An 11872-nucleotide genomic window follows, 5' to 3' on the forward strand; every position below is an offset into this window, starting at 1 on the left:
GGTTAGTAGATGCAAACAGATTTATACTGCTTGGTTATATTGGTTATAAGCTACTTAACAGCTAACAAGTGCTGTCGAAGTTGTTTAGTCTTCAATAGTGCCCATTACTCATGCCCAGCACCAATACCGGCTGCGACGCTCCGCAGGTACGCTGCGCAAGAAAACGGCCAGCGGCTCCAGCTCCGTCAGCAGCGAGGTGAGGGTGATAACGCGGCCATCGTGCAAGTGCAGGCGTAGGTAATCGTAGCGGGCCCAAAAACTGCGGCGGGCGCGGCACGTCACGCGCACCACCCGGGCCAAATCGCGCCGGTCAAACGGCAGTCGCTGGCCGGCTTCGTACACTTCAAAGCGGTTTTCGGTGGGCTGAAACGCGAGCGTGGTGTCGTGGTTCAGGGTCCAGTAGCGCAGGTGCAGTAGTAGCGCCGGCCCGCTCAGCACCAATGTAAAGGCGATGAAGCCTAGCGTGAGCGCCCATTCAAACCCACTCACGGGCGGCCCGCTCATGGCCACGGCCGGCAGCACGCTCAGCCCCGCACCCAGTGCCAGCAGCGGCCAGAACAACAGCCGCATTTGCCGCGCCGCCGTGGTCTGGTACACATGGGTGCGCTTCGAGAACAGCCCCGTGAGCCAGCGCGCCGCGCCCAGCACCAGAAACAGCACCACGGCCGCTTCAATCAGCGGGCGGAAAAAAGTCGATTTCATGGCTGAAATAACTGGCCGGCGCTACGCCCGCACCTGTACCCAGGCCTCGTTATCGGTGTGCGCGCGCAGGTGGCCGAAGCTTTCCAGCGCCAGCCCAAATCGGGCAAACACTTCTTCCACGGCCGCAAGGCCGGCCGGGTCCACGCATACCAGCAGGCCGCCCGAAGTCTGCGGGTCGCAGAGCCACGCCCGCTGCTCATCACTCACCGGCCCGATTTTATGGCCGTAGCTAGCCCAGTTGCGGCCGGTGCCGCCGGGCACACTCCCCTTCTTCAAATACGATTCGGCCGCCGCCAAGCGGGGCACCTTGGCGAAGTCGATTTCGGCCGTCAGGTGGCTGCCTTCGCATACTTCGGCCAGGTGGCCGAGCAGGCCGAAGCCGGTCACATCCGTCAGGGCCGTCACAGCGGGCAGCTTGCTTAGGTCCGCGCCAATCTTGTTCAGCTGCATCATCTGGGCCGGCGCAATGCTGGCGTCCTCCTCCCGCAAAATGCCTTTTTTCTGGGCGGTGGTCATAATACCCACCCCCAGCGGCTTGGTCAGAAACAGCTCCGAGCCAGCCGTGGCCGTGTCGTTCTGCTTCAGGTCCTTAATGTCGACCATGCCCGTTACGGCCAGCCCGAAAATAGGCTCCGGCGAGTCGATGCTGTGCCCGCCGGCCAGCGGAATCCCCGCTTCGGCGCAGATACTGCGGGCCCCTTCCAGCACGCGGGCGGCTACCTCGGGCGGCAGCTTATCTACGGGCCAGCCCAGCACGGCAATGGCCAGCAGCGGCCGCCCACCCATGGCATACACATCCGAAATGGCATTGGCCGAGGCAATGCGCCCGAAATCGTAGGCGTCGTCCACGATGGGCATAAAGAAGTCGGTGGTCGAAATGATTGCCTGCCCCCCGCCGATGTCATACACCGCCGCATCGTCGCGGCTGGCGTTGCCTACCAGCAGGTTGGGGTACTGCGGCTGGGCAATGCTGGTGTGCAGCATCTGGTCGAGTACGGCCGGCGCGATTTTGCAGCCGCAGCCCGCGCCGTGGCTGTATTGGGTGAGTTTGTATTCCATGAGTTGCTAAAATCGAGCGAAGGCACAAAAGTAAGCGGGCGGCCCATCGTGGGCCGCCCGCTTCCATTGCAGTCAGTAAATAGCGGCTATTTAATAGCCACGGGCAATTCTATATTCTCCCAGCGCAACACCAGCGCTTTGGGGGTCACCTCATACGCCAGCCGCTCGGTCACGGCTGCCGTTTTGCGGGGCGTCACCATCACGCGCAGCGCATCCTGCTTCTCGTCGTACTTAAATGCCCCCCACTGATTCGGCACTTTATTAAAAATAGCCGTCCACTGGCCGCTCTCGGCCGGAATCACGAAGAAGCCATACTTGCCCGCTGGCAATGCCTTGCCCTCCACCATCACCGCCTTGCTGAATTCTACCGTGGTCGCCTCGTTGGCCCCGGCGCGCCACACTTTGCCGTACGTCTCCAGCCCACCGAAAATCTTGCGGCCTTTCACGCCGGGGCTGCTGTAGTTCACCGTCACATCGGCCGTGCCAACTTTGCCGGTCGCGGTGGCCGCCGGGCTGGGCTTGGCCGCACCCTTGGCGGGAGCGGGCATGGTGGCCGGCATCGTTTGAGCGTGGGCGGCCGTGCCGGCCAGCGCTAGCGTCAGGCCAAAAGCGGCCGTGCGAAGATTCAGGAATGATTTCATGGGCATTAAAAGCTGAAAATGAGGGTGAAGGCAGATATAAAGTTCGGCATTCGATGCGCAAACACCACATCAGCCGTCGAGGTTTGCCAAAGACACGGATTGCCACGGAAGTTGCCTCGGTTTCGTTCGCCAGTATCCGAAACTGTCAGGCTCCCCTCTCTTTTGGAGAGGAGCCGGGGGGGAGGTCCCGTTATTTGCACCGTTGCTGCGGCTGGGCCTGTCCCATCTTGCTTTCGGCCCTCGGTTGTCGTATCTTTGCCCCGAAGTTGGTATTCAATCTGATAAAGAGGGGACGCGCAGTCCCCTCTTTTTTTGCCCGCTTGTTTCAAAACCCTATGCACTTCGACCGCAACCTGCTGCTTGAAATGCTCCACGACGCCATCGGCGAAGAGGAGCTGTTCATCGTGAGCCTCACCTTGTCCGATTCGGTGCTACCCAAGGTCACCGTCACCCTCGACGGCCCCAACGGTCTCGCTATCCAGGCCTGCGCCACCATCAGCCGCCGCCTGGCTCGCCGCATCGACGAGCACTACGGCGAAGAGGCGGCGTATTCCCTGGAAGTTACCAGCCCCGGGGCCGACCAGCCCCTCACCGACCCGCGCCAGTATGCCCGCCACATCGGCCGCTCGCTGGCCCTGAAGCTGACTGACGGCACCGAAAAAACCGGTACCCTCACCGCCGCCACCGCCGAGGGTGTGGAAATCGAAGAAGTAATCAAGCAAAAAACCAAGAAAACCACCCTGCCCGCCGCTTTCTATCCCTTCGGGGATATAACGGAGGCCAAGGTTGTTATCTCTTTTAAGTAAGTCTCTTGTCATGCTGACGAAGGAAGCATCTTATCACCGCTGCTTTCGTCAGATTTACTAACCCATTGTAGCCCGGACGTGATAAGGTCCTTCGCTGCGCTCAGGATGACATTATTAATATGAACAGCCACGAACTAATCGAATCCTTCGGCGAATTTGCCCGGAGCAAGAACATCGACCGGCCCACGATGATGAGCATCCTGGACGACGTGTTTCGCACCATGATTCGGAAGAAGTACGACCAGGACGAAAACTTCGACGTTATCATCAACCCCGATAACGGCGATTTGGAGATTTACCGCAACCGCGAAATCGTGGACGATAACTCCGAGGACATCTGGGACCACGACAAAATTACCCTCACCGAGGCCCAGAAAATCGAGCCCGACTTCGAGATTGGCGAATCCGTAGCCGAAGGCGTGAAGCTGGAGGATTTCGGCCGCCGCGCCGTGCTCATGGCCCGCCAAACGCTGATTCAGCGCGTGAAGGACCTCGAGCGCGACAACCTGTACCAGAAGTACAAGGACCAGGTGGGCGAAATCGTGACCGGCGAGGTCTACCAGGTGTGGAGCCGCGAGGCCCTCATCATGGACAAGGACGACAATGAGCTGGTAATGCCCAAAGGCGAGCAAATCCCTAAGGACCGGTTCCGCAAAGGCGACACCGTGCGTGCCGTGGTGCACCGCGTGGAAGTAATTAATGGCACGCCGAAAATCATCCTCTCCCGCGCTGCCCCGGCTTTCCTCGAGCGGTTGTTCGAGCTGGAAGTGCCCGAGATTTACGACGGTCTCATCGTTATCAAGAACGTGGTGCGCGAGCCCGGCGAGCGCGCCAAAGTAGCTGTGGAGAGCTACGACGAGCGCATCGACCCCGTAGGGGCTTGCGTAGGCATGAAGGGCAGCCGCATCCACCCGGTAGTGCGCGAGCTCGAAAACGAGAACATCGACATCATCAACTACACCGATAACCTGGAACTCTATATTGCGCGGGCACTATCGCCGGCCAAGGTGGGTTCTATGAAGATAAACCAGGAGAACGGGCGCGTTTCCGTGTTCATGAAGCCCGACCAGGTGAGCCTGGCCATTGGCCGTGGCGGTGCCAACATTAAGCTGGCCAGCCGGTTGGTGGGCATGGAAATCGACGTATTCCGCGAAGCCATCGACTACGAGGAAGACATTTCGCTGGACGAGTTCCAGGACGAAATCGAGCCTTGGGTACTGGCCGAGCTGAAAAAAATCGGCCTCGATACCGGCCGCGCCGTGCTGGCCGTGAAGAAGGACGACATCGTGCGCCGCACGGAGCTCGAAGAAGAAATGGTGGACGATGTGTACCGCATTATCCGCCAGGAATTTGCCGATGACGAGGACCTCGACGATACTTCGCTCGAAACTGCTAAAAACCGCGTTGCCGCAGGCAAAACCGCTGGTCCTGCCGACGGAGAATTAGCTGTAACGCACGCCTCAGCCACCGAAACGGCGGCTGAACATACCCCCCTGGCCACCGAGGCTGAGGACACTACCACAACTCCAACTGAGGAAGCGGGCGCAAGCTCTCCCGCCGAGCCAGCCCAATGACGGCCGCGCGGCCGGTACGGCAAGGGTAACAAATCGTGCCAGCAGGTGCGGTTTGTGCCCTGCTGGCAAGATTTAATGTAATACCTTTGCAATTAGAAGCGTATCGTACGCGAGAAAAGATAGAATGGCGGAAGCAACCCCGAAACGGCTACAACAGGCAGCCAAAGACCTGAATATTGGAATGGACCGGGTGGTAGAAGCCCTGGCCAAAAAAGGTATACAAGTAGAGAACAAGCCGACCACAAAGCTCACCGGTGAGCAAGTGGCTTCGCTGGAGAAGGAATTCGCCGCCTCTGCCCACGACCGTCAGGAAGCCCAGAAAGTCATTCAGGCCAAGCGCCAGAGCGACCTCGACGCGGCTCCGAAACCGTCTGCCCCAGCCCCACGCCCCGCGCCGGTGGCAACGCCTGCTCCGGCTCCCAAGCCGGCCGCGCCGGCTGCGCCCGCAATGGCCGTGCCAGTGGCCGCTGCACCGGTAGCTGCTGCGGCACCCGTTGCGCCAGTTCCTACGCCAGCACCCGAAGCACCGAGCGTGCCCGGTCTGAAAGTGCTGGGTAAAATTGAGCTGGATAGCAAAGGCCGCGTGGTTCCTCCCCGGCCAGCTGCTCCCGTTCCGGCAGCAGCAGCTCCGGCTCCTACGCCTGCGCCTGCGCCGGCCCCCGCAGCGCCAAAAGCAGCGGCTCCGAAAGCAGAAGCCCCTGCCGTTACTCCGAAAGTAGAAGCTCCGGTTGCTCCGCCTCAAGTTGCCACTCCGGCTCCCGTAGCCCAACCTGCAGCGAAACCCGAACCGGTGGCCCCGGCTCCCGTGGCTGCGATGCCGGCTGCACCCGTTGCACCGGTAACTCCTCCGTCTGCTGCTATTGCTGCTGCTCCGGCCGCCCCAGCCGAGCCTGTTGCAACGCCTGAGGATACCAGCACCATCGTAGCTAAGTCCGACACGCTGAAAGGCCTGACCGTACTTGGTAAAATCGATTTGTCGTCCATCAACAATGACCGGCGTGGACCGGGTGGCCGTGGCCCCCGCCCCATCGCTTCGTCGGATGTGAGCAAGCGCGGCCTGCCCGCTGGTCCCGGCCAGAAGAAGCGCGCCCGCCTGCCCGGCCCGGCCGGCAGCACTACCTCGCCTCCCAGCCCTGGCTACCAAGGCAACCGCCCCGCTGGCGGTGGCACGGGTGGCGGCTACCAGGGCAACCGCCCCGGTGGCGGCCCCGGCCAAGGTGGCAACCGCCCCGGCGGTCCCGGCCAGCGCCCCGGTCAGAACGCGGCTCCCAAGCCGAATGCTCCCGCCCTCACGCCTGAGCAGGCTGAAAAGCAGATTCAGGAGCAGATTAAGGCCACGCTGGCCAAGCTCGGCGGCAACAAGGGCGGCAATAATCAGAACCGCGCCAAGTACCGCCGCGACAAGCGCAGCATGCTCGCCGAGGACCGCGAGGCCCTGCGTGCGCAGAACGAGCTCGACGCCAAAATCCTCAAGCTTACCGAATTCATCTCGGCCAATGATTTGGCTTCGCTGATGGACGTGAACGTGAACGAGGTGATTAAGGTGTGTTTGGGCATGGGCATGTTTGTGTCCATCAACCAGCGCCTCGATGCGGAAGCCATTACCGTGATTGCCGACGAATTCGGCTTCGACGTGGAATTCCTGTCGGCTGAAGAAGAAGAGATTGATGTAGATGCAGGCGATACCGAGGAGGACCTGCGCCCCCGCGCCCCCATCGTGACCATCATGGGCCACGTCGACCACGGTAAAACGTCGCTGCTTGACTACATCCGCGATGCGAGTGTGGCCAAAGGCGAGGCCGGTGGCATCACGCAGCACATCGGTGCCTACGAGGTGCGGACCAAGTCGGGCCAGGCCATCACGTTCCTGGATACGCCGGGTCACGAAGCCTTTACGGCCATGCGTGCCCGTGGTGCCAAGGTGACGGACATCGCCATCATCGTGGTAGCTGCCGACGACTCGGTGATGCCGCAGACGAAGGAAGCTATTAACCACGCGCAAGCGGCTGGGGTGCCGATTATCATCGCTCTCAATAAGATTGATAAGCAGTCGGCCAACCCCGAGAAAATCCGCGAGGAGCTTTCCCAGATTAATATTTTGGTGGAAGAATGGGGGGGCAAATACCAGAGCCAGGAGGTTTCGGCCAAATCGGGCATTGGTATTGAGGAGTTGCTGGAAAAGGTGCTGCTGGAAGCCGAATTGCTCGACCTGAAAGCCAACCCTGACCGTGGTGCCATCGGCACTGTTATTGAAGCTTCGCTGGACAAAGGCCGGGGCTACGTAACCACCGTGCTGGTGCAAACCGGCACCCTGAACGTGGGCGACATCATCCTCGCCGGCCCGCACTTTGGCCGCGTGAAGGCCATGACCGACCACCGCGGCAAAAAAATGAAAACGGCGCCGCCTGCCACGCCAGTACAGGTGCTCGGCCTGACCGGGGCCCCGCAGGCCGGCGACCGCATCCAGGTAATGGAGACGGAGCGCGAAGCCCGCGAAATCGCTACCCAGCGCCTGCAGCTGGCCCGTGAGCAAACCATCCGGACCAAGAAACACATCACGCTGGACGAAATCGGTCGCCGCTTGGCCATCGGTTCTTTCAAGGAACTCAACATCCTGGTGAAGGGCGACGTGGACGGTTCGGTGGAAGCCCTTTCCGACTCGCTGCTCAAGCTGAGCACGCCGGAAGTGAAGGTGAACATCCTTTCGAAAGGGGTGGGTGCCATCTCGGAAAGCGACGTGCTGCTGGCTTCGGCTTCCGACGCCATCATCATCGGCTTCCAGGTGCGGCCCTCGCAGAGTGCCCGCAAGCTGGCCGAGAACGAGCAGATTGACATCCGTCTGTACTCCATCATTTACAACGCCATCAATGAGGTGAAGGATGCCATGGAAGGCATGCTGGCCCCGACGGTGCAGGAAGTGGTGACGGCCAACGCCGAAGTGCGGATGGTGTTCAACATCACCAAAGTGGGCACCATTGCCGGCTGTATGATGACGGAAGGTACGCTGACCCGCAAAACCAAGGTTCGCGTGGTTCGCAACGGCATCGTGATGTATACCGGCGACATTCAGGACCTCAAGCGTTTCAAGGACGACGTGAGCGAAGTGCGCCAGGGCTACGAATGTGGTATCTCCATCAAAGGCTTCAACGAGCTGATTGAAGGTGACAACATCGAAGGCTTCGAAGAAAAGGAAATCAAGCGCACGCTGTAAGGCAAGCGCAACCTGCAAAGGTAAAAAAGCCCCGGCTGCATTGTGCTGCCGGGGCTTTGTTTTTATTCCGAATGCTTGTCTCATGCCAAACGAAAAAGCCCCAGCTATTGAGTAGCTGGGGCTTTAAAACAGTATCGAATTCCTAAAAGAACAGGAACCTGTGCTTGCGGGTGTGCTTGTGTACCAGCGGCTTGCCATCGGGGTTGGAGCCACCGATGAAGTGGCTTTGGCCACGCTTGCCTTCGGCATAGCCGGGCTTACCAGCTTGGGCCCGGAACTTACGCACCATGAAACCGCCACCCGAGCGATTCGAGTCAAACTGGCGGTCGGGCCCTTTGGTGCCGAAGCTGGTATTGCCGGTGCGGGCTTCGAGCAATGCCAGTTGCTGGTCTTTCTTGATTTCGTCGGGCGTCATGGCGGCGCGGCGCTGGTTGCGGGCCAGTTCCTGCGCGTTGGTGCCGTTGGTACGGGCGGCTTCTGGATTTCTGCTCTGGCCGGGTTCGGGGAAGGCGGGCCCAGTTTGTGCTTGTGCCACGGCGGCGGTACCAATACTCAAAACGCCCAGTAGGGCGGCGGCAATCAACTTGTTCATGTCAGCGAGGAGAGAGAGTGGAGTGGTGGCGTTTTGGCCTAACGAATGAAAAATCTGGGTGGTTCCATTCGGAAAGTGAAAGATATCGGCCCGATTAAATTCTAAACGAAGTTCGCAACTTATTTTGATTCGGTTGCTTACCTGCCTTAAATAAAACGACAGCTTTAACCTGAAATGCAAAAACCACTGTCTGTTGCACGACAAACAGTGGTTTTTTCTGGCTGAATGATTCGGCGCTTACACGCGGCCGGCGCGCAGCGAATCGCGGATTTCCATGAGTAGCTGCTGGTCGGTGGTAGGGCCGGCGGGCACTGTCACCACTTCAACGGGTTTCTTTTTCATGGTGTTGGCACCTTTCACAATCAGGAAGATGATGAAAGCCAGAATCAGGAAGCTCACCAAGGCATTCAGGAACAAGCCAATTTTCATCGGTCCCAGGTGAATGGTGGAGAAATCGGGCTGGCCGCCGATGGCTCCCACCAGCGGCATGATGACGTCATCGGTGAGCGAGGTAACGATTTTGCCGAACGCTGCACCAATGATAACGCCGACCGCCAGGTCGAGTACGTTGCCTTTCGCGATGAACTCTTTGAATTCAGAAATGATTGCCATTGCATTGATTGCTAAAGGATTGGAATTATTTGGTTGGGTTAAAGCTATGTATTAAAATTCAAATGCTTAATACCCAGACTGCCATGCAAAGGTGGGTAGCCGGTTGTAGGACAATGCGCGGGTTTCGCCCGGCAACGCTTGGGGCCGGACGAACCGGGCCGTTGGCTCGTTCGGCCCCGGCCCGGCCCGGGCTGTATCTTTGGCGGGCCCGATTGTAACCCCAGCCTGACTCTTATGTCCACCACCTTCGAAAACCTGCTGTACGACCTCGATGCCGCCAGTGGTATCCTCACCATTACCTTAAACCGTCCTACCAAGCTCAACGCGCTGAACGCAGCTACTATCGCCGAAATCGACGCGGCCGTGGAGCAGGCGCTGGATGAGCCGCAGGTGCGCGGCATTATCCTTACGGGCAGCGGGGAGAAGGCCTTTGTGGCCGGGGCCGACATTGCCGAGCTGGCAGCCCTAACGCCCGCGCAGGCTGCCCGCGCCGCCGAGCGTGGCCAGGAGGCTTTCATGCGCATCGAGGAAAGCACCAAGCCAGTGATTGCGGCCGTTAATGGCTTTGCTTTGGGCGGCGGCTGCGAGCTGGCTATGGCCTGCCACATGCGCGTAGCGTCGGAAAATGCCCGTTTCGGCCAGCCCGAGGTGAACCTGGGCCTGCTGCCCGGCTACGGCGGCACCCAGCGCCTGCCCCAGCTTATTGGCAAGGGCAAGGCCATCGAACTGCTGCTTACGGCCGACCAAGTAAAGGCCGACGAGGCCCTGCGCCTGGGCCTGGTGAACCATGTGGTGCCGCAGGCCGAACTGCTGAGTTTCTGCCGGCAGCTGCTGGGCAAAATCCTGGGTAAGGCCCCAGTGGCGGTGGGCCTGGTGCTGGAGTGCGTGAACGCCCACTACGACAAGGAAACCGACGGCTACGCCGCCGAGGCGCACGCCTTTGGGCAGGCGTTTGAAACCGACGATTTCAAGGAAGGCACCACGGCTTTCGTGGAGAAGCGACCGGCGGTATTTCAGGGCAAGTGAAATTAAAAATGAATAATTAAAAATTAAAAATCAGCAGAGTAACTGCCAATAACCCAGCATCCGGGCCAACTTTTAATTTTTAATTCTCAATTTTTAATTTGTTTCGGATGAGTGTAGCCAAGAAATTAGCCTCGCAAACGGCCGTGTACGGCGTGAGCAGCATTGTGGGGCGGGTGCTTACGTACCTGTTGGTGCCGATATACACCGGGGCATTCGCGGCGGCCGAGTATGGCGTGGTGACAGGGCTGTACGCCTACGTATCGTTTCTGAACGTGGTGTTTACCTACGGCATGGAAACTACGTTTTTCCGCTTCGCCAACCGGCCGGGTACCGACCGCAAGGAGCTCTACGACCGGGTGCTGAGCTTGATACTGATAAGCACAATCGTGCTCACGGTGGGCCTGATGCTGCTGGCCCGTCCGCTGCTGAGCCTGCTGGAAATACCCTACGAGAACAAGCAATATGCTATTTGGGTGGCCCTGATTCTGGGGCTGGATGCGCTGACGGCCATTCCATTTGCCCGGCTGCGGTTGGAGAACAAGGCGCGCCGGTTTGCCAGCATTAAGCTGGCTGGCATTGTCGCTAACGTGGTGCTGAACCTGTTCTTTATCGTGCTGTGCCCGGCCGTGCTGAGTGGAAAGTGGCTGCCGGGGCTGCAGCCGCTGGTGGCGCAGGTGTACAACTCCGAAGTGGGCGTAGGCTACGTGTTCCTGAGCAACCTATTTGCTAGCAGCGTCACCCTGCTGCTGCTGGCCCGTGAGCTGCTGGATTTTCGCTTTCGATTGAGTCTGGCGTTTTTGAAGCCGCTGCTGCAATACGCCTACCCCCTGATGCTGATGGGGCTGGCCGGCATGGTGAACGAGACGTTGGACCGCATTCTGCTGCCCAAATGGCTGCCCACTAATTTTTATCCCGGCCAGAGCAGCCTCACGGCGGTGGGGATTTATGGGGCGTGCTACAAGCTGAGCATTTTCATGTCGCTGGTCATTCAGGCTTTCCGCTATGCGGCCGAGCCGTTTTTCTTCGCCCAGAGTACCGAGAAGAATTCGCCCGCCACGTTTGCTATGATTTTGAAGTGGTTCACGCTGTGCTGCGCGGTCATCTTCGTGGGCATCAGCCTGAACGTGGAAGACTTCGGACGGCTGTTTCTGCGGCGGCCGGAATACCTGCAGGGGCTGGTGGTGGTACCCGTTTTGCTGCTGGCCAACCTGTTTTTGGGGGTATACTACAACCTGTCGGTCTGGTTTAAGCTCACCGATAAGACGTACTATGGTACCTATATCGGGGCGGGTGGCGCAGTGCTCACCATTGTGCTCAACTTCGTGCTGATACCGCTGCTAGGCTACCTGGGCAGCGCCATTGCCACGCTGGCCTGCTATTTTATGATGGCGATGTTGTGCTGGCGACTGGGCGAGCGGCATTTCCCGGTGCCGTATCCGGCGCTGCGGCTGGGGGGGTGGCTGCTGTTTGCTTCGGGGCTGGTGGCGCTGGGCTGGTGGTTGCAACCAGCAAACTGGTGGGTGCGCCACGCCTGGCACGCGGGCCTGACGGTTGCTTTCCTGCTGGCGCTGTACCTCGTGGAGCAGCCGCGCCGGGCCGTGGCGGCTGCGGCCAGATAGCCGGAGAGAAATTATTTGGAGCCACAATAA

At 59.6% G+C, this 11872-nt stretch carries 9 protein-coding genes and 1 pseudogene; 5 read left to right on the forward strand and 5 right to left on the reverse strand.

Translation table 11 applies throughout. From position 1 onward, the window contains the following. Nucleotides 1–108 precede the first annotated feature (108 nt). The 3 genes from ABIB44_RS08315 to ABIB44_RS08325 form a co-directional block, all read right to left on the reverse strand. Nucleotides 109–702: a PH domain-containing protein gene (locus ABIB44_RS08315; protein ID WP_354584177.1), complete on the reverse strand. Its 594-nt coding sequence runs from the start codon at nucleotides 700–702 to the stop codon at nucleotides 109–111. Between the two features lie 21 nt (nucleotides 703–723). Further along, entirely contained in the window at nucleotides 724–1761 is a 1038-nt protein-coding gene (selD, locus tag ABIB44_RS08320) for a selenide, water dikinase SelD (RefSeq protein ID WP_354584178.1), read from the reverse strand. 86 nt (nucleotides 1762–1847) lie between these two features. Then, entirely contained in the window at nucleotides 1848–2402 is a 555-nt protein-coding gene (locus ABIB44_RS08325; RefSeq protein ID WP_502916485.1) for a DUF2911 domain-containing protein, read from the reverse strand. 320 nt (nucleotides 2403–2722) lie between these two features. On the opposite strand from ABIB44_RS08325, the gene ABIB44_RS08330 reads away from it, so the two are divergent. The 3 genes and pseudogenes from ABIB44_RS08330 to infB all read left to right on the forward strand — a co-directional run bounded on the left by ABIB44_RS08330 (nucleotide 2723) and on the right by infB (nucleotide 7993). Continuing rightward, on the forward strand, nucleotides 2723–3208 hold the full coding sequence (locus tag ABIB44_RS08330) for an LSm family protein (protein ID WP_354584179.1): 486 nt from the start codon (nucleotides 2723–2725) through the stop codon (nucleotides 3206–3208). A gap of 119 nt (nucleotides 3209–3327) precedes the next feature. Beyond that, nucleotides 3328–4560 (forward strand): annotated as a pseudogene (gene nusA / locus ABIB44_RS08335) (transcription termination factor NusA); the annotation flags it as partial. Nucleotides 4561–4906: 346 nt separating this feature from the next. Beyond that, a complete protein-coding gene (infB, locus tag ABIB44_RS08340) occupies nucleotides 4907–7993 on the forward strand; it encodes a translation initiation factor IF-2 (RefSeq protein ID WP_354584180.1) in 3087 nt (1028 codons plus the stop codon). A gap of 142 nt (nucleotides 7994–8135) precedes the next feature. Here the strand turns inward: infB and ABIB44_RS08345 are convergent, their stop codons facing one another. Together ABIB44_RS08345 and mscL are read right to left on the reverse strand one after the other, a co-directional pair. Continuing rightward, the gene (locus ABIB44_RS08345; RefSeq protein WP_354584181.1) at nucleotides 8136–8585 is read right to left on the reverse strand and encodes a hypothetical protein; all 450 of its coding nucleotides are present in this window, start codon (nucleotides 8583–8585) and stop codon (nucleotides 8136–8138) included. 237 nt (nucleotides 8586–8822) lie between these two features. Then, nucleotides 8823–9197: a large conductance mechanosensitive channel protein MscL gene (gene mscL, locus ABIB44_RS08350; RefSeq protein WP_354584182.1), complete on the reverse strand. Its 375-nt coding sequence runs from the start codon at nucleotides 9195–9197 to the stop codon at nucleotides 8823–8825. A 234-nt stretch (nucleotides 9198–9431) separates the two neighbouring features. On the opposite strand from mscL, the gene ABIB44_RS08355 reads away from it, so the two are divergent. Together ABIB44_RS08355 and ABIB44_RS08360 are read left to right on the forward strand one after the other, a co-directional pair. Beyond that, complete coding sequence (locus ABIB44_RS08355; RefSeq protein WP_354584183.1) at nucleotides 9432–10223, forward strand: enoyl-CoA hydratase/isomerase family protein; 792 nt, start codon at nucleotides 9432–9434, stop codon at nucleotides 10221–10223. Between the two features lie 107 nt (nucleotides 10224–10330). After that, complete coding sequence (locus ABIB44_RS08360; RefSeq protein ID WP_354584184.1) at nucleotides 10331–11842, forward strand: oligosaccharide flippase family protein; 1512 nt, start codon at nucleotides 10331–10333, stop codon at nucleotides 11840–11842. The last annotated feature ends 30 nt before the right edge of the window (nucleotides 11843–11872 follow it).

The sequence above is a fragment of the Hymenobacter sp. UYCo722 genome (genome assembly GCF_040547115.1).
In the GTDB taxonomy this organism is placed as follows: Bacteria; Bacteroidota; Bacteroidia; order Cytophagales; family Hymenobacteraceae; genus Hymenobacter.